General features: G+C 63.3%; 20 protein-coding genes and 3 pseudogenes. 9 read left to right on the forward strand and 14 right to left on the reverse strand.

From position 1 onward, the window contains the following. Window positions 1-297: 297 nt before the first annotated feature. Window positions 298-1,653, forward strand: coding sequence for a hypothetical protein (locus tag AB4Y91_RS06280; RefSeq protein WP_441417603.1), 1,356 nt, complete (start codon window positions 298-300; stop codon window positions 1,651-1,653). A 219-nt stretch (window positions 1,654-1,872) separates the two neighbouring features. On the opposite strand, the gene AB4Y91_RS06285 is transcribed toward AB4Y91_RS06280, so the two are convergent. The 3 genes from AB4Y91_RS06285 to AB4Y91_RS06295 form a co-directional block, all read right to left on the reverse strand. Continuing rightward, complete coding sequence (locus AB4Y91_RS06285; RefSeq protein WP_441417604.1) at window positions 1,873-2,487, reverse strand: restriction endonuclease; 615 nt, start codon at window positions 2,485-2,487, stop codon at window positions 1,873-1,875. Further along, window positions 2,484-3,296, reverse strand: coding sequence for a hypothetical protein (locus AB4Y91_RS06290; RefSeq protein ID WP_441417605.1), 813 nt, complete (start codon window positions 3,294-3,296; stop codon window positions 2,484-2,486). The genes AB4Y91_RS06285 and AB4Y91_RS06290 overlap by 4 nt, the downstream gene beginning before the upstream one ends. A 575-nt stretch (window positions 3,297-3,871) precedes the next feature. Beyond that, the gene (locus AB4Y91_RS06295) at window positions 3,872-4,594 is read right to left on the reverse strand and encodes a hypothetical protein (RefSeq protein WP_441417606.1); all 723 of its coding nucleotides are present in this window, start codon (window positions 4,592-4,594) and stop codon (window positions 3,872-3,874) included. A 233-nt stretch (window positions 4,595-4,827) separates the two neighbouring features. Between AB4Y91_RS06295 and AB4Y91_RS06300 the strand changes: the two genes are divergently transcribed. Then, window positions 4,828-5,220, forward strand: coding sequence for a recombinase family protein (locus tag AB4Y91_RS06300; protein ID WP_441417870.1), 393 nt, complete (start codon window positions 4,828-4,830; stop codon window positions 5,218-5,220). A gap of 79 nt (window positions 5,221-5,299) precedes the next feature. Here AB4Y91_RS06300 and AB4Y91_RS06305 read toward each other — a convergent pair whose 3' ends face one another. From AB4Y91_RS06305 to AB4Y91_RS06315, 3 genes are all read right to left on the reverse strand, one after another. Continuing rightward, on the reverse strand, window positions 5,300-5,476 hold the full coding sequence (locus tag AB4Y91_RS06305; RefSeq protein ID WP_441417607.1) for a hypothetical protein: 177 nt from the start codon (window positions 5,474-5,476) through the stop codon (window positions 5,300-5,302). Window positions 5,477-5,942: 466 nt separating this feature from the next. Beyond that, window positions 5,943-6,671 (reverse strand): hypothetical protein, encoded by a 729-nt coding sequence (locus AB4Y91_RS06310; RefSeq protein ID WP_441417608.1) that lies wholly within the window; start codon window positions 6,669-6,671, stop codon window positions 5,943-5,945. A 187-nt stretch (window positions 6,672-6,858) separates the two neighbouring features. Next, on the reverse strand, window positions 6,859-8,274 hold the full coding sequence (locus tag AB4Y91_RS06315) for a competence protein CoiA family protein (RefSeq protein WP_441417609.1): 1,416 nt from the start codon (window positions 8,272-8,274) through the stop codon (window positions 6,859-6,861). Window positions 8,275-8,730: 456 nt separating this feature from the next. Between AB4Y91_RS06315 and AB4Y91_RS06320 the strand changes: the two are divergent. From AB4Y91_RS06320 to AB4Y91_RS06335, 4 genes and pseudogenes are all read left to right on the forward strand, one after another. Continuing rightward, window positions 8,731-9,069, forward strand: a pseudogene (locus tag AB4Y91_RS06320) (class 1b ribonucleoside-diphosphate reductase subunit alpha); the annotation flags it as partial. 110 nt (window positions 9,070-9,179) lie between these two features. After that, complete coding sequence (locus tag AB4Y91_RS06325; RefSeq protein WP_441417610.1) at window positions 9,180-9,800, forward strand: hypothetical protein; 621 nt, start codon at window positions 9,180-9,182, stop codon at window positions 9,798-9,800. Next, window positions 9,794-10,414, forward strand: coding sequence for an RES family NAD+ phosphorylase (locus AB4Y91_RS06330; protein WP_441417611.1), 621 nt, complete (start codon window positions 9,794-9,796; stop codon window positions 10,412-10,414). Before AB4Y91_RS06325 ends, AB4Y91_RS06330 begins: the two co-directional genes overlap by 7 nt. Before the next feature lie 92 nt (window positions 10,415-10,506). Then, window positions 10,507-10,944, forward strand: a complete 438-nt coding sequence (locus AB4Y91_RS06335; protein WP_441417612.1) for an Lsr2 family DNA-binding protein — start codon at window positions 10,507-10,509, stop codon at window positions 10,942-10,944. Between the two features lie 276 nt (window positions 10,945-11,220). Here AB4Y91_RS06335 and AB4Y91_RS06340 read toward each other — a convergent pair. The 5 genes and pseudogenes from AB4Y91_RS06340 to AB4Y91_RS06360 form a co-directional block, all read right to left on the reverse strand. After that, window positions 11,221-11,349 (reverse strand): annotated as a pseudogene (locus AB4Y91_RS06340) (DUF7255 family protein); the annotation flags it as partial. Between the two features lie 31 nt (window positions 11,350-11,380). Then, a pseudogene (locus AB4Y91_RS06345) lies at window positions 11,381-11,521 on the reverse strand (hypothetical protein); the annotation flags it as partial. A gap of 410 nt (window positions 11,522-11,931) precedes the next feature. After that, window positions 11,932-12,978, reverse strand: coding sequence for a DUF4238 domain-containing protein (locus tag AB4Y91_RS06350; RefSeq protein ID WP_441417613.1), 1,047 nt, complete (start codon window positions 12,976-12,978; stop codon window positions 11,932-11,934). Window positions 12,979-13,108: 130 nt separating this feature from the next. After that, window positions 13,109-13,249, reverse strand: a complete 141-nt coding sequence (locus AB4Y91_RS06355; RefSeq protein ID WP_441417614.1) for a hypothetical protein — start codon at window positions 13,247-13,249, stop codon at window positions 13,109-13,111. 38 nt (window positions 13,250-13,287) lie between these two features. Beyond that, window positions 13,288-13,884, reverse strand: coding sequence for a hypothetical protein (locus AB4Y91_RS06360; RefSeq protein WP_441417615.1), 597 nt, complete (start codon window positions 13,882-13,884; stop codon window positions 13,288-13,290). 860 nt (window positions 13,885-14,744) lie between these two features. On the opposite strand from AB4Y91_RS06360, the gene AB4Y91_RS06365 reads away from it, so the two are divergent. Further along, window positions 14,745-15,791, forward strand: a complete 1,047-nt coding sequence (locus AB4Y91_RS06365; RefSeq protein WP_441417616.1) for an MsnO8 family LLM class oxidoreductase — start codon at window positions 14,745-14,747, stop codon at window positions 15,789-15,791. A gap of 753 nt (window positions 15,792-16,544) precedes the next feature. On the opposite strand, the gene AB4Y91_RS06370 is transcribed toward AB4Y91_RS06365, so the two are convergent. Continuing rightward, complete coding sequence (locus AB4Y91_RS06370) at window positions 16,545-17,501, reverse strand: FUSC family protein (protein ID WP_441417617.1); 957 nt, start codon at window positions 17,499-17,501, stop codon at window positions 16,545-16,547. A 221-nt stretch (window positions 17,502-17,722) separates the two neighbouring features. Between AB4Y91_RS06370 and AB4Y91_RS06375 the strand changes: the two genes are divergently transcribed. Then, entirely contained in the window at window positions 17,723-18,298 is a 576-nt protein-coding gene (locus AB4Y91_RS06375; RefSeq protein WP_441417618.1) for a MarR family winged helix-turn-helix transcriptional regulator, read from the forward strand. Window positions 18,299-18,465: 167 nt separating this feature from the next. Here the strand turns inward: AB4Y91_RS06375 and AB4Y91_RS06380 are convergent, their stop codons facing one another. Then, window positions 18,466-18,963, reverse strand: a complete 498-nt coding sequence (locus tag AB4Y91_RS06380; RefSeq protein WP_441417619.1) for a rhodanese-like domain-containing protein — start codon at window positions 18,961-18,963, stop codon at window positions 18,466-18,468. A 176-nt stretch (window positions 18,964-19,139) separates the two neighbouring features. On the opposite strand from AB4Y91_RS06380, the gene AB4Y91_RS06385 reads away from it, so the two are divergent. After that, window positions 19,140-20,162, forward strand: coding sequence for an LLM class flavin-dependent oxidoreductase (locus AB4Y91_RS06385; protein ID WP_441417871.1), 1,023 nt, complete (start codon window positions 19,140-19,142; stop codon window positions 20,160-20,162). On the opposite strand, the gene AB4Y91_RS06390 is transcribed toward AB4Y91_RS06385, so the two are convergent. Beyond that, window positions 20,113-21,288, reverse strand: a complete 1,176-nt coding sequence (locus AB4Y91_RS06390) for a hypothetical protein (RefSeq protein ID WP_441417620.1) — start codon at window positions 21,286-21,288, stop codon at window positions 20,113-20,115. The genes AB4Y91_RS06385 and AB4Y91_RS06390 overlap by 50 nt on opposite strands. Between the last annotated feature and the right edge of the window lie 24 nt (window positions 21,289-21,312).

Genomic DNA, 21,312 nt, shown 5'->3' on the forward strand with positions numbered 1-21,312 from the left:
AGTGCTCGGCCACACTCGCTGGGCGACACCGGTTAGGTGCCTGCCGTGTTGTGATGGCGAAGTGTTTCTCGTTTCGGGGCTGACCAACCAGTCAGACCCGATCGCCCAAATATAAAGAATGGATATGGGAGCGGAGTCTCCCCAACTGGAAAAGCGGTGCTTGTGAGCCATTCTCCACATCCAAGCTTGCCGTACTCGGCGTTCACTCAGGCCTGCCGAGCCTTCAGGCCAAGCGAATTGGTGCCCGCGATCGCACGGACGTCAGCAACACAGGGTCCACCGCCGTATACAAATAAAGTGAAGCACCAGGTGCCGCCTTGGGGACTGGCCGCCGCTGCGCGGGAGTCCCTCCTTTATGGCAATGAATACCGCGACAGACCTGTCTCCGATGGCGCGCTACGCGCATTGATGCTCAAGTTCCAGATCGCAATGACTCTGAGCGATTCTGACTTAGATGATGAGGATCTCCTCATTAAGGTATCTACCCGTTTGACCTATGAGCAGTTCCCCTACCAGGAGTCGATGTTCGACGAGCTGGCACGGTCCCACGCCTGGATGGTGGAGGGCCTGCCCCAAGTGGAGACAAAGGTCATCACCGAGGACTCGCTGGCCGTTATGTTCGACGGTGTGCCGTTGCGGGAGGCAATCGGTGCGACATTTTTACTCCAAGTTGGTGCTCTGCTGAACGGTGGCGTTTACATGCAGAGCTGGCTCGATCAACCTAACTTCGTCGAGGTGCTAGAGATCTATCCGCGGTCGAGCATCGAGATAATGGCAGCTCGACTGACAACGACACCCGAGGCCTTTCGCGCTGCATTCAAGCAGAACTCAGTGGGAGCGGCGACAATGGCTCGCTTTGACTACAACCCCCTCGTCGCAACGCCTTTTATCGACCTCGGGGACGGCCCTGTTGCACCCGCAAACCAACTCATTCTGCGCACTGTCACCCCTGGGGGCTTGTACTATGCCGGTTGGGCTAAGCACGGTAAGGCCTTCGCCGATGATCTCGGTCATCTGCTTGAACACTACATTGGCAGGCAGCTCAAGCTGATCGAAGGCGCCGAAGTCTTGCCCGAGATCAGTTACGGCAAGGGCGGTGGTACCAAAAGCGTCGATTGGTTCGTTATCCTCCCGAACTTGGTCATCTTGGTTGAGGTCAAGCTGCGCCGACTTGGCACCGCCGCCCGTGCCGGCGATACTGCCCTGATGGAAACGTTGAGCGACACGCTGGGCGGTGCCAGAGCGCAGCTGACGCGCACGGTGGAGCAACTCTCCGACGGACACCCGGCCTTTGCTGAGATTCCGACCGACCGGCCTATGCTCGGAATGGTTGTGACCGCGGAGCCGTATTACACCGGGGCCGCGTTCCTATTCGATCAAGGCTTGGCAATCATCCCCGGTGGTTCTTTGCCTGATGTTCCTGTCGCTGCGGTGAGCGCACGAGACATCGAGAACCTCGTCACGCACGGTGCCGGCCTCGAGCACATGTTGCTCGCGAAGGTCGCGGAGAGTAGCAAGCGTGCTATTGGCTTGACCGACCTCGGCAAGAAGGCTGGCGTTGAAAACGTGATCTTGTCGGAGGCACTAGACACTTATCCATGGCCGAAAAGGAAAACTCAGACTACGACTGTAGGTGAAAAGTTTTTGGGGTAAATCCTAGTGCTGGCCACTCCGCTCAACCGCCAGTCAATAACGCGGTGAAGGTCCCCTCTACACAAGGCAACGCTGAAGTTGTCTCTCAACCCAAGCTGCGCCGACAGTAGGACACTTCAACGGGCACCTCGCGGAGTGCCGCTAGATACGTATGCCAGGCGCGGCGGTCACAGCCCGGTTTAGGAAATGTTTTCAGGCTCTGCCGATCGACAGGGTTGACTATAGGTGGATCGGTTCAGTCAGGACTTCCAACAGATACTCCGGATACTCGCGACTTATGACGCTGACTTGGGTTCCTCTACCGTTGGCTGAAGATCTATATGCGTGACCGACAAATGCAGGAATGCCCATTCGTGCAGCAGATTCGTGGGACGGTGCAGCAGCAGGGTCCGCAGATCTCGTTTCGTATGTAAATCGCCCCTCACTGACCACTACGAGGGCTACCCCGTGAGCTTTGGCGAAGTCCAAAGCTCCACGTTGAAAGGGTGCAGTCGCCACGATCAGGCCCTTCTGGGCGCCTGCACTGAGAACTTTTTGATGAAGAATCTGAACTACTTCACGTTTGATGGGGTTTTTGTGGCGCTTTGCCTCAATAAGAACACGGAATGTCATGCCGTTCACATCGAAGTGCATTACGGCATCCATGTCGTATGTCCCGTCGGTACCCTCGACCACCTCATGGAGCTTCACTTCCAGATTGTCGACGGTGTTGTTCAAGCTCCGCAGAGTAGCTACGACGAACTCTTCGAACTCTGAGGCGCTCATTTGGGCCGCAGGGGGATACCGAGTCATCTCGAAGGCTACGTCATTAGGCGCCTGCTGCGATCCCCTCATGAGTGTGCTTCGCAGCGTTGGTCAAATAGAGCCCACCCTCGGCGTAGGATCCGAAATGCGGCTTCGAACGGTTGGGATATGTCCTCCAGCGATCCCCCTGCGGTACCTGTTGTAAGGAGTTCCCCGTTCCTCGGACTATCCAGCGTTGCGCGCAAGGTAAGAGCCCAGGCAAGGGCATGGGCATCACCGCTCATCTGCCGCCAGAGAAGGTTGACTGAATGCTGCAGGCTCATACTGCTGGGGTAAGTCACTTCTGCTGCGTATGGAATAACTTTGTCCGAGACGTTGAGACCCGCTCTGTCGGCGCCGGCGTCTGTGGCAATCTGCATCCGACCGGTTAGCCAGTCGACCTGCTCTTGGATCTGTAGTTTTTCGGCATCAGTGAGTCCAAGAATCTTCAGATGTTCTAGGTGGAACTGGCGGAGCCGTTTGTAGGATTCAATGACGACGGCCAATCCGCGCGCGCGCCGGACTGTAGCTTCTTCGGGTCCAAGGACATAAACAGCTTGGGAGGCCGCGACCAGCGCCCCACGCAGGGTTGTGAAGTGGGCAGTCGGATAAAGTTCGCCAGCCTCGATCGCTGTCCAGGCTAAGCGAAGGTGCTCGCCGGCAGATGCCAAGCATAGGCGCGTTGCATCACTAATGGGATGGTAAGGAAAGGCTGCATTGTCACTGGCCAGCTGACTTCCTGGTTCCGGCCGTTCCAGTTTATGTACCCGGAGCCTCCACCCCTCCAGATCTCGCTCGTAGGCCTGCAAATGCTGGAAATACGCGGAGTGCTTTTCATTCATTGAGACCTCGACTGACATTTCACATGATTATTTGACGATAAAGGACACCTGATTCATAGCGTATCGAGCCAGCAGCCAGGGGCACTAATGCTGTCGAACGTCTGGTGCAGCAGCCAGCGGACCGGAAAGACAAGACGGCAACGCACCACCCGCCGTACCGGCGAGCGACGCGAGCCTTGTGGGTGGTTGGCTTGGGAGCGGAAGTCACCAAAGGGCACGCCGAAGGCGTGCCCGCGCAGCGGGCACGGCAGACAGCAGGAAGGTGGCTCGAAGAGGAAACGGAACGCCAGGAAACAGATCGGCCCCTCGTTGCGGAAGCACTCCGGAAGCGAAGGAGCGAGGGGCGAAGCCCCGAGTCCTCTTAATATGGCGATCCCCCAGCTGCCACCAAAAATTCGCAAGGCCCGGCGTCACGGCTATCGCCGGCCCGACAACCCGCACCACCGAAGCCTGAAACGAAGAGCTGAGCATCGCGGGGGACCGCATCGAGCGCGTCCATGAGGCCGCCGAGGGTGAGCTGCTGGGATTCCATGAACCTCATGTGTGCGGACCTCCGGCCCGCGGTCCCCGTTCAGGCAACTTCTGGAGGACTGTCAGGACCCATCGCAGTGGGGCACAAAGATGGCATCGGCAATCTCGCCGGGCCTGACCGGGCTATGATACTGGCCAGTTGTGAAGCTCCCGTCGGGTGCGATCACCTTCGCCTTGAAGCACATGTCCAACCGAACACCGTCAGTTCTCACCAGTTCAAACATGAATCCACTGGTGTTGAGCCGCCCGTCCTCGAGCTTCAGGCGCTCGAGCGAGGCTGCATCAATCACCCCTGTGACTGAAGCTCTCAAATTCCCGATGGCGTCTTGCGCCATAAGCGGTTTCAAGCTCGTGAAGGTGGGGGCCACATCAACATCGCCCTTCGGGGCCGTGGCTGAGGGATTGTGGAGGCCGGAAGACGAGCCAGCGGTCGGGGCGTTATAACCACCCGAGGCGGTGTAACCAATCATGCTGAACATAATCTGAAACATCACCGAAAACTTGAAAAGTGAAAGCACGAACGAACCGATCGTCATTACCATCGCAGCTTTGGTCATCCGAGTAGCCCCAAACTCCGACTTTCGTGCCCCACGATGCAGGACAGTCACAACAGCCGCCATGAAAAAGAGAATGACGCTGTCGATGGGAAGCAGGATGCCCATTGCTATGTCGTCTATGTTTTGCTGCATTGCCGACTCAGCGTCGTCGGGCGAGAGCCCGGACGAGTATTTGAACAGCTCAAAGATCCCGAAGACCGTGAAAACCGCATAAACAGCAATCGACATGCAGACGAGCCCCATGCTCCACCGCGCCCAGATCCGCCCAGTGTTCCGGATCGGTCGGCCTGGCTGCGGGGGATGTGGCGCCCTCGGCTGTTGGCGCTGGTCTTCGAAGTAGATCAATGTCTCTGCTCTCAATATGAAGGGGAAATAGCTAATCTGCGAGAAGGCAGGACATTCGCCCCCGCCTGCTTGAACTATCGGCCGTTGAGGCCGCCGGGTGAGCCTGCGGGGACGTCATTGTCGTTCGCGCCTTGGATCGACTCGGCCGAAACACAAGGAGCCTGCTCGCTCTGGTAGAGAGCCTCCGCGACAGGCAGATCTCCCTACGCATATTGACCCTTGGCCTGGATACGGGGACGCCAGCCGGTTTGATGGTCCTTTCTGTGATGGCTTCCCTGGCCGCTCTGGAGAAGGCCATTTTGGTGGAGCGAGTGCACTCGGGCCTCGAAGCCGCGCGGAGGCGCGGCCGGGTCGGCGGACGGCCGCCCTCGTTGTCTGAAGGACGCAAGCGGGAGGTCGTTCGGATGAAATCAAGTGGCCGAACAGTGGCAGAGATTGCCAGGCTTATGGTTACCAGCGAACGCACGGTTCGGCGTGTGCTCGGTGCGCAGACAGCAGAAAGCGACTGACGCCCACTCGATGACTATTGCGTTGACTTCAGTGGGCCTGCGGTTCTCGGGCGAATTGGGCACGCTGGCGATTTAGCCTCTAGTCCTGGCCCGGCGTGCGTGAGCCGCGTAGCATGCCCCGGACCTGGCCAACCCAGAACTTCTCTTTGGCCTGAGGCGACGAATCGGCGGCAAGGATCCCGTCATGCTGGGCAAGAGCCCAGAAACCAGTCCCGGCGTCCTTGGCATCCAGGTAGACCACCACTGACGAGATCATGAGGGCAGGATTATCGGCCTGGTCACGGTCAACGATCCGCCCTAGAAGCTCGCCCATCGCAGCGCGTCCACCTGAGTCGCTGGAATTAAACCTTCCAACCCGGTGAGATTCGTGAGCACCGTGTTGAGCTCGGATTAGGAATTCCGGCGCTCCCGCCCTGCGACCTCTTTTAGGAATCGGTGCCCCTGGCTAACGAGCTCGGTCCATTCCGCGTGCTCGAATCGTAACAGCCGCCCCCAACCACTACGGCCGGTGCCGTCCCGGCAGCCCAAGACCGCGACGCAGACAACGTTGACGTTGTCCCGGTGTTTGAGCTGCAGTGTTTGCCGGACTCCGCACTCGTACGGCTGGTGGGCTCCTTTTACGACGAGGCCCGATGCTGAGGATGACGTCATCGGCCGGCGCGGCCAAGCACTGAGGAAACGAAACCAGAAATTCCCGTTGACGGCTCTAGGAGGGCGACTATCTAGGGGATGGGTGGCCTGCCCTGTATTTTTCTCCTAAATCGCTGCAGTCGTACAGGCCAGAGGACTTTCGGCTCGGGGGAGGGAGTGAGGCCCATGGAAAGGGCGTTCGCCGCAAAGCCCGCCCTTTCGGCAGCAGTGTATGTGAAGTTTTCGGGGTCGTTGTGTACTTCCTCCACCGGATCCATCAAGTAACGGCTCCACCAGCGACCGCTAGCATCCCTGAACAGAAGCTTTGCCCCAATGGAAGGACTGCCGGGATAGTGACTGTTTGCGACGGTGAAGGAGACGACATAGTCAGACCCTGGTTCAACTGGGCCGCCGGTCACGATGCAGGTGTCATCAATGATTTTGTTTAAGCCCAGGTCCACAATTTGAACTTTGATGGGGCTTATTAGCTCAGCGCTACCGTTGTGAACTTTCACCGTGGCCTGTAATCCTGGCCGAGTGGCGATGGGGGTGGAACCGCCCGAAGCGTCGGGAAGATAGGCTACGGCGGTACTTCCGTTGCCGATGCGGGCGCCATTGGGGAGAGGATCGAGCGTTTCTCCTTGCATGAACTCCGTAATGTGCGTGATCTTGGCATAGACCAAACGAGCCTGTGACTCTTTGCGCAGGTGGACACTCTGGCGATAGGCGAGAGCAGCAACCAAAAAGGCCATTGACGTACCGATGGCAGATACCCAGTCGGGCCAAGATCCTGCTCCAACCTCAGAAAACAATTTCCACACAAACCAACACTACGGTGCTGGTTGGACAGCCTACGGAGATGACACAGCTCCGCGAGGGCCGGAGCTGGCCAGCCAAGCTAGCGCAAAGTGGGCGATTCGCGGTCGTCAGAGTGCCAGCTTCAGCCGGGTCACGCCGCTGTAGGGTGAGGGTGACAAAATTCAGCCAATGAAGTCGTCGCACGTGGGTTCATAGAGTCCCGGCCCGAAAGCCGCGAGTTCCCATGAACTTCTGCCGAGCCTCGGCCACGCCCTCGGGGGAGTGGAGTTCCGCCCACGTCTTCTTGCGGTCAGTCTGGAGTTCCTCGGGCACGGTGGGCCGACGGTACAGAGTCTGCACGGCCGGCTCGTTCGGAGGGCGTTGCTTCTGTGGCTTGCCTCGCCAGGCGTCTACCGGGCGGGGTTTGGCTGATGGTTCTGTCGTCCGCGTTTTTTTCAGAAGCGGGGCACTGACCAGGGACCATTTCTCGGTGCCGATGCAGGAAACGAACATTTGGCCCATGAGGGCATCACACGCGGGGCACACGAAAGCGCTGTACTCGGCACCTTTCGTCTTGCTGCGGCGCATCTTGAGGTAAGCCTTTCCGACGTCGGCCCTGGTCTCCCCGATCCACCGGTTGAGGGCTTGATGCACGTCAGGATGATTCTCGTAGCGCTTGGATCGTATGTCGGTCTTGACCTTCAACCGGGGAGCGGCCGTGTGTTGAACCCCGTCGTCACCGGCCTGCGCCTCCCACAGCATCATCGGGTGCTCACAGGACCAGCACTGAGTGAGGGTTGCCCACACGAACGGTCCGCCGTCGGTGTGGACCGTGTGCGCTCCGTAGGCGGCTTCCGGCGAGGCACTGTTCAAGTTCATCTCGGCGATACGTTCTTCCAAGTGCCGCTGCTTGAGCTCGGCCTCCTGGCGCGCCCTCTGCTCTCTTTCCTGTGCTCTCCGGATCGCCGCGAGCTGGTCCTCCGGGCTGCCCTGTGGCCAGCGCGGCGGGTACGTCAGGATGGCGTCGACGAATTTCCCCAGCGTGTTCTCACTGGAGAATGAAGAAATGGCCGGCAACTGCAGCAGCTCCGCTGGGTCCTCCGGAAGCTGCGAGCTCTTGCCGAATCCGGTCACAACGACTGGAACCTCGATGCCGTTGTGTTCCAGCTGGCGGGGAACGATCCAGACAGGGAAGACCCGGTCATTGAAGTAGCGCTGGCTTCGGGCCTGATACCCCAGCGGCGCCTGTGAGGAAAGCTGGACCTCGAAGGCTATACGACGCGCCCCGTCATCGGACTCGGCGAGGACATCGATAATCCACTCACGGGACGGGTGAGGATATTCCAGGCAGGCATGCCAGCCCTGGATGGCATCGATCCGGTCGCGCAGCGCGGTCTTCACTGCCTGGTGTTGCGGTGTCTCCCCGCCGTGCTCCACGCGGCAGTCGGCAACCGTCAGGTGGGCGAAGAACCTGGTCTCGCCCCGCGTCTTTGCCACAGCACGGATCCCGCACAGAGGCATGACCATTTGTTTGCGGTCGTCAGAGGACTGAAGCTCGGCCCAGGATTCACGTGTGTGCTTTGTGGCATCGACTCGTTCGCCGTCGAGCATGGCTACCAGTGGCATTGTCCTCGCCCCTCTCAGCGGCCCCCGCCGCTGCTGGTCCGAGTCAATCATGAAGGGGCTTGGCAGTGCCACAGCCGCGTCTGAAAAGTATGCAGTCACTAGTCCTAACAAGACGGTGACCAGGTGCAGTTGACAACGCACAGGGGCTTCAGCGTGTTTTTAACGACATCAGGAGCGCTCCTTGCTGCAGCACTTCAAGGGGCAGGGAACTGGCAGCAACGTACACGCTTGTTCATCTTTGTTCGGGATGGGACAGGTACGAAAAAGCGTGTACCTAGTGGACGTAGCCGCCGGCTTTCTGCACCCGCTGAATGAGATCGCCGACCGGCCCGCCGACTCGGCCCGCTTGAACCGGGAAATGGGCATCGACGATGTCACCGGACACCGCATGGTTGCCGGTGTCCGCGAAGACGCCAAGGTCCTGTCCCCTGGGACCTGGCCGGACGCAAACCGCACCACCCGATCGCGTCCAAGATCGAGATCCGCAAGGAAGGCAAGCTGGGTCGCGTCTCCTACCCGCCGCCGTACCTCACGGACGAGAACCAGGAGTATTACCGGGACGCCTACGAGATCGGCTACGAGAAGGTCATCGACGTCATGCCGCGGCGACCGAGCACGTGGACCAGGGCCTGTCGCTGACGCTGTTCTTCAAGGACACCGCCACCACCCGCGACATTAACAAGGCCCAGATCTACGCATGGAAGAAGGGCATCAAGACCATCTACTACATCCGTCTCCGCCAGATGGCCCTCGAAGGGACCCGAGGTGGAAAACTGCGTCTCCTGCCAGCTCTAATGCACGCAGGCGCCTGATCCGCTAGACAGAAAGCCCCGGTGACTTTGGTTGCCGGGCTTTCTGCTGCCCTGCACTGGTTTCCGACGTTTCCGACGACTATGATGGACGTTATGAACGTAGGAAGAGCGAAGCCGGCGTCTTCCGGCCCGGCCCAGGCCCTAATCCCGGAAGTGGACCTTCGGGTCTTTGCGGAGAGCCGCGGGATCAAGCTTCCCGCAGCAGCCATCAGTGCGGATGTCGCCAAGGCAATCATGGAAGTCTCCATGATGACCGCGAGCAGCATCTCCGCCCTCGGGCCGGCCATGGCTGCTTTCAAGGGAACCACCTCCCCGCAGCTGGCCCGGGCCATCCAGGCAACCGAGAACGCCTGGAAAGGTGTCGAGGCCGAATACGGGCTGCTCGGCAGCATGGAAGTCGCCCGGCTCATTGGCTCCGGAAAATCGGGTCGCAGCTTCGCCTCGGACCAGCACGCCGCCGGCAAGCTCATCGGCATCAAGCGGGGCAACAAGGTTCTCTACCCCGGATTCCAGTTCGACCGGGCGTCCGGCAAGGCCCACGCGTCCGTACCGGCGCTGCTCGGCATGGCCAAGGACGTCGGCTGGGACGAAGAGGACCTGATCCTCTGGCTGATTGCCCCTTCCGGGTACTTCCACGGCGACCGCCCGGTGGACCATCTGAACGACGCTGACCTGGTGGACAAAGCCCGCCAGAAGGCCACGGTCGAATGGTGACGCCGCCCCCGGACCCGTTCACCGTCCAAGGGTTCGACCTGCCGGCCGGTTCGTCGATTTACCGTGTGGCGTCCAACGCCAGACCCGTTGATGTGTTCAATCCCGGACACGGGGCGCCGACCAGGTGGGCGTTCTTCGGTGGCCCGCCGGTTCCAGTGCTCTACGCAGCCCAGGACGAGGTCGCCGCGGTCAGCGAGACGCTCCTGCACGACATCCCGCACAAGGGCGGACTGCTGCTGCCAGACGCGTACATGGACAAGGTCGCCGCCCGGCTCGTCACGCGCCGGGACCTCCGCCTCGCGTCCTTCATGGGGACCGGCCTCCGTGCCCTGCAGGTGGAAGCACGGGACCTGACGGACTCCGACCCGACCACCTATGGCGATACTGTCCAATGGGCCGCCGCGGCCCATACCGCCGGCTTCGCGGGCGTCGTCTGGATGAGCAAGCGGTGCAACACCGACCGGGCCTACGTCCTGTTCGGGGACCGTGTGGATCCGGGGGACCTTGAGATCGACCCCGGCTACGCCCGTGTTTTCGCCCAGGGGCCGGACCGCGACTGGCTTATCGACCTGTGCGGGCCTCTGCATATCGAGGTAATGGTCAAGGGCGCCTGACCCCGCCCCAGAGCCCCGGCTGCTTCGGCAACCGGGGCTCTCGCATAATCTAGGGCAGAATATTCGCAGCACACACCAATCCAGGGGGAGTAATGAAGCCACGCAGCATCCGTAGCGACCGCGGATACAAAGATCACGAGAAGTACGTCAACCGGACTATCCGGGATTGGGCCGGGCAGAACGGTGTGAAGGTTTCGGACCGGGGCGCCATCCCGAAGGCGGTACGCACCGCCTGGATAGAGGCCCACAAGGATCTGAACAACCCGGTCATCTGGCACAGTATCCTTCAGGACCCCTCGACCGGCGTCTGGTACCGCGCCGTGGAAGTGCTCTGCTACCGCTGCGCCAGCATCCACCAGCACGGCGGCGAGGTCGGAACGCGGCCGGCACCAGAATCCAACCACCGGGTCCCCCACTGTTCCGGGGACTACGCCGACCAACCCGGCGGCTATTTCATCGAGGACACCCTGCCGGTGGATGAAAACGAGCAGGCCATGGCCGCGGAGAACGCCGCTCTCGCGATCTCCTGACCCGCAAATGTTGGCCCCGGTCCGCTTCGGCAGGCCGGGGCTTTCTGCTGCCACGGCGAGCTGATTTCCGGCGTCGCCTGGCTCCTTATCCCCGCGCCCCCATGGACAGACACGCGCAACAGCCTGCTGAACGGTTGGGAACGGGCCAAAAAAGCGCCGGCCGGCGCCTGCTTCGGCGCTAGGGGCCCGTCGGCTCCGCCCCACACATGGCGGCTGACGGACTGATGCATGGGCGATGTCCTGCTTTGTTGCCCAGTTGATGTTCATGCCATTGACATCGTCGTCGATGGACACAGGGGCCAAGGCCACGCCAGGGGAGTAGTAGGCGTACGCGTCCTTCACTGCGTCGTAGACGGCCCGCTGCTTCCACCGTGAAGGCCCCAGCCCCCCCAAAGACACCTTCATCGTTCGAGCCACCAAACATCCTGTCCGATGACACGGAGGCCCACTTCCCTCCGTGCCTCCCGGCCCGAAGGCAGATGTCTCCAAACGACAGTGCGGAGCCGCTGTAGGCCGCGGACCATGGCAACGCGGGTACCGGGGTGCCGCGAGCATGAGCGTCCTGTAGCGGCTGCACGCGTTGCCTCCGGTGAGCTCCTGGACGACGGGGAGCTCTACATGGAGTGACCTGGCTGCCCGAAGTCCAGCAAGATCTGCGGGACGGGCTTCATCACTGGCAGGAGATGGCCGCACTGGCGCCGGAGGGCAGCCCGGAGCCGACGCCGCTGAGGGTGCTGGACATGGTTGCGTGGCGTCACGTTGAGAAGGTGGCCCGCGGAAGGCCGCGGCGAAAATATCCGACGAATGAAAAAAGGCCCGGGAGCCGCAGGACCTTGCGGGTGGGGCGCTGAGCAGTTGTTGTTGGCGCCGTTGCGGATCCACTTCCGTGTCATAAACAGGGCGGTCTGCATAGGTCGTCGTTAAGGTCCGGAGACTAAGCGGAGGCACTGACAACCTACATAACCCGCGCCTCTTCCCGTGGCGGAGTTAGTCGGGGAACCGCCGCGGCCCGAGCTCGAGGAAGATGGCCGGCCCGTGCTGGTGCAACCCGGACCGGAAATCGGGGAGGTTCACCGGCAGGAGCAACGGAGGGCTCCAATGTTCGGCGAGCCCGAGCTCCTGCAGGTCCATGGCAGGCGTCAGGGGCTCATCGGCCAGTCGGGCGAGCCTGTGCCAGTCGAACTCGTGGGCGGCCTTCTCTTCCCGCGTTCCGGTCCAGCCGGCAGTCAGCCAGTCCATCTCCGGCGGCCCACTCCACAGCGTCGTGGCGGCCGTCAAGGCCTCAGGGTTGGGCGCGATAAGGAATTCCGTCGCGAAGGACGCTGTCGAGGCGTTGATCGCGGTGACGTCGGCGGCGGCCAGGGAGTGCCGGGCCATAAGGGTCCGCCAGGCACCGTCGCGCCACACCATCACCCACCGCTGCCGCACCGGCGTGAGCATCACCGCGAACCGGGGCGAGAGCGGTATGACGTAGCCGGGCGTCGGCGCGCCTTTCGCATGGCCGACCGGGGTGAGGCCCAGATCGTTGGTTATGAACCGGCCGCCGGAGTCTGCCGCATCCAGGAGGGTCCATTCCGCTGCGGTGACGGGGGCGAGGAGACGCTGGAACTCGAAGATGCGTCCATTACTTATGTGGTCGGCTGTGCGGCCCTCTGCCATGTCGGTGAGCATGGGATTCCGCTGGGAGTACCGGGGCCCGAACTCAGCGCCGCGCACAAACAGTGAGGTAGCGAAGGGGACGAGCACCTGCAGCCAGGTCGGGGCGGTGAGGGTCGTCGGGTCAGCCGTCAGGGCTTCGGTGGCCCGGGGCAGCTGTCTTTCGTAGTGTGACCACACCTCATCCAGAGAATCGGGCTCCCACATCTCATGCAGCGTGTAGAGGTCATGGACCGCCCCAACCCGGGAGGGCAGGGTTCGGAACGGCGCGGCCGATCCGCGGCGCAGGCACCAGATCGGCCTGCTGCGGCGGGGCCCGTCGATCGACGCGGAGAATCCACCGAGGTAGGCGGCCGGGATGTAGTGGTGAAGGGGCACCGTCCCATTCTCCAGGGACACGGAAAAGGGGCCGGCCCTTTGTGGACCGGCCCCTCGGCCGGGCTTGGAGTTGATGGCTTCCCGGACCAGGGCGGTGTTGTCGGCGGCGATAGCGTAGAAGGCAGCCGTGTCAGCCAGCGGCCAGTTCCAGGTCCTCGATGCCAGCTGAGGCCGGGCCGCCTTGCACACCCAGACCGACGACGCCCTCCCGGCCGCCCCAGGCCAGCCGGCCCACGGCAAGGTCGCCTTCGACGTCCCCGCGGCTGGCCACCCTGCCAACCAGCCGTCGGGCGCCATCACTGTCGGGGGCTAGGGCTTCCCGAACTTCCGCACCACCATGATGCTCACGCAGGTGCCGAGAACGATGCTCGCCCAGCTGATTGATAACCAACCGAACAGCGTCGGCTCAGTAGGCAAAAGGTTGCCCAGAACAGCGATCAGCGTCCCCGGCAGGAACTGCACCGCCATGGTGAGGTAATCATGCCGATTCAGGGCATACATCACCAGATGGTTCTTCTTCTGACGCCGAATGTAGAGCCCGAGGACTGCCAAGCTGAGTCCGGGGACCAACATAAAGGCGGTATATCTCACCAACAGCCATGCATTGTCCGGCCCGGCGGGGTATGCCACAAAGAGCCAGATTGCTATTGCGCACACCGGGGCTGACAGGGCTACCCCGATCAGGAAATGTGTCCAGGGACTGGTGGAGTCCACCTTCCCTGGTGATGTAGGCGGTTGCCCTAGGTCAACCTGACTCGAGAAGGTGCCTTCCCTGGGTTCTTTCCGGTCCTCGGCGGCCATCGATGCCGCGGTGTTGTTGGATTGTCCCCTTCGAGGGCCCTCCAAGAACTGCAGCGCAACCCACGATCCGAATGCCGCAGCAAGGACGCCCGCAACGAAGTCCATGACCGGCCAGCCACGCCGGACCGTCTTTTCTGTTCCCGGCCGCGCCGGCGGTGTGGAGTTCTTCAAAGTTCCCCCAGTTTTTCGCCGCACGTTGCGGCCCGCCCTAGACATTAGCGGTAACCGGCGGATGGCCCTGGCACGGGTGTCTACGCATGTTCAGCGGCAGATCCCCCGTGAGCCCCACGGCCCGGGCTTGGAACTGACCAAAGTTTCGGAAAAACCCTAGAGGGGCTTCTGACGGCCGAATGACGAGGACGGACGCTGGAACGTCGGATTGCTTGCATTTGCCCCACGACGCAACTCGCCCGACAAGTACACGCAGCTGCCTCGGACGACGGGGTCGCGAAGATCTGTACCGGAACAGAGTCCGGACCACAAACTCCCAATTACACGGCCCACTCCGCTCAGTTCTCAGGAGACGTGCCCCGCGGCATTCCGCCGATCCCTTGTTGGAAGAACTTCCAAATAGATCTACGTCTCACAGTCCTCTGTGAGATCGGAAGCTAGTCGGCATTCCTCCAAGTAGGTGTCACTGAAGCGAGCCCTGCGCGATGAATCGTGCAGGGCTCGCTTCGTGAGTTTCGTCCATGGTTTGTAGCAGTGGCGCGGTCGTCTTTCACCACGAGATTGACCACGGACACGCCCACGCGCTGACTGAGCTGGCCAGGGGACGAGACATCCACACGCGCTCCGCCCCCTCGGCCGTGGGTACCGCAGCTTCGACTTAGAACACGAGAACGAGGCACCCGGGGACCTGCCCTCGGCCGTCCGCACACATGAGGTTGGACAGTGCCGGGACCCGGACTCCGAACCCGCGTCCCGGAGCGGAATTCTTCCTCGCCCGGAGTGGTTCCAAGAGTATGGCCCTTCCCCTTCCCCGGATTTCCATTCTCGACCGTGCCAACGCACGGGACGGGTTTCCTGCTGCGGACGCCCTGAACCGGGTGCTGGAACGGGCCCAGCGGGCCGAGGAATGGGGTTACCACCGCTTCTGGGTTGCAGAGCACCACGCGGTGCCAGGCATTGCCGGTTCCGTTCCGGCCGTGCTGATGGCCGCCGTTGCTGCCCGGACGCATTCCATCCGGGTCGGTTCAGGAGGCATCATGCTCCCCAACCACCAACCACTCGTGGTGGCCGAACAGGCGGCCACGCTGGAGGCTCTGCATCCCGCACGGATCGACCTGGGCGTCGGCCGGTCTGTCGGTTTCACCCCGGCAGTTCGGAATGCGCTGGGCGCCGGGAAACAGGACGCGGAGCGGTTTGAAGAGCAGCTGGCCCAACTGCTGGCTTACCTGTCAGGAGCCGCGCCCATCACTGCCCGGCCGCGGAACGATTCGGCTACACCGGTATTCGTGCTGGCCACCGGTTCGGGAATCGATATTGCAGCCCGTGCCGGCCTGGCTGTGGTGCTGGGCGGCCCGGCTGTGTTCCGGACGGATCAGAACGGCACACTCCCGGCGCTGGAAAGGTACCGCTCACAATTCCGTCCATCACGCTGGTTCGAGCGGCCCTTCATCATAGTTTCCGCCAACGTAGCAGTGGCTGCCACCCGCCAGGCAGCGAGGGAACTGCTTCTGCCCGAAGCCGTCGCGCTGGCCCGCTCCAGGACCACCGGCGAATTCGCTGCCTTGGCGCCCGTGGGTCCGACCGAATGGGCCGGGCTGACTCCCCGGGAAAAGGAAGCGGTCGAAATGAGCCTGTCCACATCGCTCTACGGCACGGCCTCCGAGGTGCGGACCCAAGTCCAGCACCTGCTCGCGGCCTCCGGAGCCAACGAGTTGCTGATCACAGGCGGAGCCTTCGATGTCGCGGCACAGGCGGAATCCGACCGGATCCTGGCCGGGATCTTCCCCCAAGACGAGCGCCGCAGCATGGACGACCGCCGTGGATTCGCGGCATCCCGCTGACGCCCACCTGACTTGACGCCGCCTAGCGCCCTCCCAGCTCTTCGCTGCTCCCGGTCATTGGTTCATCCTTTTGTAAAGCCTCAATCACCTCAGCGTATGCCCGGCAGCTCAGGTATGACCCGGACGCGGCCGGGCGACTTTAAGGAGCGCTGGAGAGGGATAGGGTCAATGCGCACCCCGGCAGTGTGTATTGGGCTGTCCGGACGAGGGCGATCGATGCAATATTGACGGAGGACACGACGGCGCCGAAGAAGCAGCGCATACGGCCCCCGGATCCTGTGCGCTGTCCACAACCGGGGACGATTCTTATTCTTCTACCCTCTGGTCAGCAAAGGACGACCCCGCACCCGGTCCGGCGGAAGGGAATGCGGCGAGCGCGGCATGGGCTTTGCTCGACAGCACTCGCCCTCATCATTCCAGCGGTCATCCTTGCGTTCTCATTCGGAACCGCACCCGCACGTGGTGCCGTCGCGGGCGGCCTTACGGGGGGCTCATCATCATCTGGCCATATCTAGCGGGCCAGGGGACAGCATCCAAGATTGGGAGCTAAGCAGGGTGGAACAGCCGTCCACCCGACTCCCTCCAGAAGTAGCTGTCCCATCCGTAAAGAGCCAGTTCGCTTCGCAGTCTTACTGGGTGTGTCCCTATTCGGGTTGTGAGTGCACTCATCTGCCGTAGATCGAGCCTCTACTGAACACGCCCGCGACAAGGAGCCCCGCGGCTGTGGGCAGGTTCGCCTCCACGCGGCCGCCTTTACACGTGGTCGAGCACATGATCGCGCGGTGGGGTCTGGCTCGTACGAGTGCGCCTTTCGTGGGTGATGACAGTGGCGGCTAAGGCGATGCTGAGGCCAACGACGGTCTCGAGAGCCCGCTGAGTCAGGAGGGTGCCGATCGAGGCGGGCAGCATGAGATCGCCGAGCAGAAGGGCCATCGGGGTGAAGAAGACCAGGCCGAGGCTGTAGTTGCGCCCGGTTGTCAGCTCGGTGCACGCCTGGAGCACGGCGATCACGATGATCGCGGCATAGCTGCTGGGGTGGGCGGCCAGGACGAGGGCTGCGACGCCGAGGCCGGCGGCGGTGCCGATCACCCGCTGGGCAGCGCGCGTGAGGCTGGCGTGCAGGTCGGGTGCCGACATGGGGACGGATGCCGTGACGAAGGTCCAGTAGGGGTGGCCGATGCCGCTGGTCGCGACGGCGAGGGCGGCGGCGGCGATACCGAGCAGATAGCGGGCGGCGTGGCGGCCCACCGGGTCGGACGGGCGTAGGCCGCGCCACGACAGCCGATACCGCACCGGGTCGCCGCCGTCGCGGGCGGTGCGACCCGGGAGGGCGAGCAGCAGTGCGAAGACGGCCGCGCCAGTCGCAGCGAGGGCGGCTGCGGGCACCGCGCTCAGCGCGATCGGGACCGTGGCCGAGGCTGTGAGAGCGAAGACCGGGTTGAGAGCTCCGGCCGGATGCCATCGGCCTAGCTCGGCTAGCACTACCGCGACGCAGGCCCAGGCGGCCGCGACCGGGACGAGCAGCCAGAGCCGGAACGGGACGGTCGCGACTAGGGCGCCGACGACGACGCCGACCACCAGCACCACGCCCGCCTGCGCCTGCATGGCTAGGCGTACCCGAGCCGGCTCGTGTCGGCCGTACAGTGCGGTGAAGGCACCGATCGCCGCATACAGCAGCAGGTCGCCGCCACCGGACGCCAAGCAAGCCACCAGCGGTACGAAGATCGCCAGGCTTGCGCGCAGGGCGGTCCAATGGGCGCCGGCATGCGGGCCCAGATCGAAGACTGCCGCCCACCAAGACCGCGTGGGGGTGGCCTGCGTCATTTTAACCTTCCGAGGTGGTACAGGAATGAAGTACCTCAAGGTTACTACACGTATGAACTACTATTGAGTTGACCGAGGCGACCGCCACGGAGGCGCGGAGGAGCCGGATGGACCAGGACGCAGACAGCCTGCCCGCGCATGGCGACGTCGTAGACCGGATGCAGCGTGAGTGGGCCCTGCTGCGCCCGGACCTGAGCTTCACCAGCCTCGGGGTGATCCACCGCGTGCTGCGCGCTTCCCGCCTCATCCTCGAAGCCAGTGACGCCTTCCTCGCCGACTACGGGCTCACCCGCGGCGAGTTGGACGTGCTTTCCGCGCTGCGCCGTACGGGCGAACCTCTGAGCCCAACGACGCTGGCCCAGACGCTGCTTGCCCCGCGCTCGGCGATCACCATGCGGCTGAACGCCCTCCAGGCTCGGGGACTGCTGAGCCGGACGGCCAACCCGGCCGACGGCCGCTCGTCCCTGCTCGTCCTCACCGACACTGGCGCCGCGCTCGTGGACGAGGTGATTCCCGCCCAGCTCGCCCTCGAAGATGCCCTACTCGGTGAAGCCCCGGCCTGGGCCATCGAGGGCTTGGTCGGTCCCCTGCGGGCACTGACCTCGGTGTGGGAGCAAGGACGAGGCCACCAAGCCGGGTCCAGCAAGGACCGGCGGAACGGCGCGCTCGAGCCCTCCGGATGAGCCGCAGCAGCGCGCGCTTCGGGTGAGCATCATCCGACGCGCTACCGGGCTCCGCGTGGTAGACCACCAACGGCGCGCTGCTCCAACCTGAGGACGAAGAGCTACCGCGCGATGCGCGGTGGTCATCAGCCCTGCCGACTCCCGACGCCGGCAGCTTGTTTAGGGGACTATTTGCGCAACGCTGCCCAGGCTTGGAAACCGCCGATAAGGTCGGTCGCGCGGGTCAGTCCCAGCCGTCGCAGGGTGTGTGCAGCGAGACTGGAGCTGTAACCTTCATTGCAGACCACCACGATCCGCCGTGCGGGGTTGTCAGCGATCGGGAGCCGGTGGGGGCTGGAAGGGTCCAGCCGCCACTCGAGAACGTTTCGGTCAATAACGACCGCTCCCGGAAGATCACCGTCGCGGTCTCGCTGATCGACCGGCCGCGTGTCGACAACGAGGGCGCCCGCTGCCATCTCTCGCTCAAGATCCGAAGCGTGAACACGCTCGAGCCCCATGCGGCTCTCAAGTAGTAATTCGTTGATCGTAAGCGTTGCAGGGGAAGCGCTCGGATCTAGGACCCGTTGGCAGATCGGAACGCCGTCATCGGAGATTTCACACTGCGTCACGGTTTTCCTCGCTCTGCCTGCTGATCCGTCTGTCGTTCCACCCCCAAGCGGAACCATGAGCTATTTTGGTCATCAATCCAAGGGCATGGAGGGAATCATGTCAATACACGTCAGTCACGCAATACGGCCATGCCCGACCCTCTCGCGGCGGAGTCGGCCCGTGCCGCGGGATGAGGTGCGAGGCTGAGGCCCCGTGGGAATAAGAACCCCCCGCCAAAAGGTTGCATCGTGGTGTGAAGAACATCGGATTCCTGTCCTTTGGCCATTGGAACGACCACCCGGAGTCCGGCACGCGCAGCGCGTCGGACGCGCTGTTGCAGGCGATCGATCTCGCGGTCGCGGCCGAGGAGCTGGGGGCGGACGGCGCGTACTTCCGCGTCCACCACTTCGCGCGGCAGTACGCCTCCCCATTCCCGTTGCTCGCCGCCATCGGGGCACGGACCAGCCGCATCGAGATTGGTACCGGCGTGATCGACATGCGCTACGAGAACCCGCTCTACATGGCGGAGGACGCCGGTGCGGCCGATCTGATCTCGGGCGGCCGGCTGCAGCTGGGCATAAGTAGGGGTTCACCCGAGCAGGTCATCGACGGGTGGCGTCACTTCGGCTTCGCCCCCGCCGAGGGCGAGTCGGACGCCGATATGGGCCGCAGGCACACCGAGCGCCTGCTCGAGGTGCTCACTGGCGAGGGCTTCGCGGCGCCGAGCCCCCGCCCGATGTTCCCGAACCCTCCGGGCCTGCTGCGCGTGGAGCCGCATTCGGAGGGCCTGCGTGAGCGCATCTGGTGGGGTTCCGGCTCGAACGCCACGGCCATGTGGGCGGCGAAGCTCGGCATGAACCTGCAGAGCTCCACACTCAAGGATGACGAGAGCGGCAAGCCCTTCCACGTCCAGCAGGCCGAGCAGATCGAGCTCTACCGGCAGGCCTGGAAGGAGGCGGGACACGAGCGGGAGCCGCGCGTTTCGGTCAGCCGTAGCATCTTCGCCCTAACGGACGAGCGCGACTGGCAATACTTCGGCCGCGACCGCCGCAGCTCGGACCAGGTGGGCAACATCGACGAGAATACGCGCGCGGTATTTGGCCGCTCCTACGCGGGTGCCCCGGATGAGCTGGCCGCGAAGCTGGCGGAGGACGAGGCGGTCGCCACGGCAGACACCCTACTGCTCACGGTCCCGAACCAGCTCGGTGTCGACTACAACGCCCACGTCATCGAGTCGATTCTGAAGTATGTGGCGCCGCAGCTCGGCTGGCGCTGACCCCGTGTGGCAGCTTCCCCCTGGGAGACCGCTGAATATGTGGCGTGGTTGGCTGGTGCTGTACGCGTGCCGGAGCGCCCCCTTTGAGCGCGAGCAAGGCCAGCCCCAGCATCTCGAGCCCAGTCCAGGCTAGCGTCCCGCCCCAAATCTCGGCGGAGAAGCTGAGGGCCCCATCGTGGATTGCCACACCGGCGAAGTAGGCGGCCCAAAACACGACGGGCGAGAGCGCCGCCGCAGTCATGAGCCTTGCCTGGTGGCCCGGGGCCGGGCGGACCACCGCCCACACCACTCCCATGAGCACGGAACCGACGAGGGCCACCGACACGAGCCAGGCGTCCCGCATCGCGACCATAAGCTGCATCGCTACGGAGGGTACGAGTGCCATGGCCGCGGGCACCGCTGCGTTCAGGCGCCAGCGCAGCGACAGCAACAGGACGGGCACGAAGAGCACGACCGTTGAGACGAAGAACGATCCCAAAGCGACCAGGATGGCCGACGACGTCGGAGCCGTCACCGCGGGCTGGGCTGCGGAGCCGGTGTACGTCTGGACGAGGCCATGGCGCGCGAAGACAGCGAATTCCTGCAGGATGAACGCCGCAACCATGCCCGAAAGCATCGCGCTCACGACGGCCGGCACCAGCTGTGGCCGTGACCGCTCTGGCGCGTGCCATGCGGCGGAAAACGGCGCGCTGAGGATCAGGAATGCGCCCGCAGCAAGTCCCAGATGGGACGGGCTGAACAGCGCCTTGAGGTTCTGCTCAATTCCGAAGACCGAATGCCAGGCGAAGTCGGCCACCCCGGAGGCAAGGAAGAGGAAGACGCCTGCAGCGGCGGGTCCGTAGCCGGCCGGGATCGCTTCCGTCCACCGCATGCCCGGTGCGTGCCGGCGCCACGTCAGGGCGGCGAGCCAGAGGGCGCAGGCAGCAAAGCCCGAGTAGAGGACCGCGTGCCAAGGCGTGAAGAAGGTCTCAAGGTCGTGGAGGTTGTTGTGGGCCCAGCCGTCCACGTACGTCCCGCCGAGGAGCCAGACCCCGGCGGCGAGGGTGATGGTGTCTTCAGCAACCGTAGTGGGACGGTGCACTGAGACCTGCGGAATGGCCAAGGCGTTGGCGGCTGCGGCGTCCATGGTTCCACAGTAGGACTCGCGGCC

Source organism: Arthrobacter sp. YAF16 (assembly GCF_052113385.1).
Lineage (GTDB): Bacteria > Actinomycetota > Actinomycetes > Actinomycetales > Micrococcaceae > Arthrobacter.

Bases quoted from the DNA above. Each gene is read 5' to 3' on its own strand.
- AB4Y91_RS06325 (WP_441417610.1), top strand. From the start codon at position 9,180: ATGAACGTAGGAAGAGCGAAGCCGGCGTCTTCCGGCCCGGCCCAGGCC.
- AB4Y91_RS06335 (WP_441417612.1), top strand. From the start codon at position 10,507: ATGAAGCCACGCAGCATCCGTAGCGACCGCGGATACAAAGATCACGAG.
- AB4Y91_RS06305 (WP_441417607.1), bottom strand. From the start codon at position 5,476: ATGATCTCGTCAGTGGTGGTCTACCTGGATGCCAAGGACGCCGGGACT.
- AB4Y91_RS06285 (WP_441417604.1), bottom strand. From the start codon at position 2,487: ATGAGGGGATCGCAGCAGGCGCCTAATGACGTAGCCTTCGAGATGACT.
- AB4Y91_RS06365 (WP_441417616.1), top strand. From the start codon at position 14,745: ATGGCCCTTCCCCTTCCCCGGATTTCCATTCTCGACCGTGCCAACGCA.
- AB4Y91_RS06360 (WP_441417615.1), bottom strand. From the start codon at position 13,884: ATGGACTTCGTTGCGGGCGTCCTTGCTGCGGCATTCGGATCGTGGGTT.
- AB4Y91_RS06390 (WP_441417620.1), bottom strand. From the start codon at position 21,288: ATGGACGCCGCAGCCGCCAACGCCTTGGCCATTCCGCAGGTCTCAGTG.
- AB4Y91_RS06290 (WP_441417605.1), bottom strand. From the start codon at position 3,296: ATGTCAGTCGAGGTCTCAATGAATGAAAAGCACTCCGCGTATTTCCAG.
- AB4Y91_RS06295 (WP_441417606.1), bottom strand. From the start codon at position 4,594: ATGTCGATTGCTGTTTATGCGGTTTTCACGGTCTTCGGGATCTTTGAG.
- AB4Y91_RS06330 (WP_441417611.1), top strand. From the start codon at position 9,794: ATGGTGACGCCGCCCCCGGACCCGTTCACCGTCCAAGGGTTCGACCTG.
- AB4Y91_RS06375 (WP_441417618.1), top strand. From the start codon at position 17,723: ATGGACCAGGACGCAGACAGCCTGCCCGCGCATGGCGACGTCGTAGAC.
- AB4Y91_RS06315 (WP_441417609.1), bottom strand. From the start codon at position 8,274: ATGCCACTGGTAGCCATGCTCGACGGCGAACGAGTCGATGCCACAAAG.
- AB4Y91_RS06380 (WP_441417619.1), bottom strand. From the start codon at position 18,963: ATGGTTCCGCTTGGGGGTGGAACGACAGACGGATCAGCAGGCAGAGCG.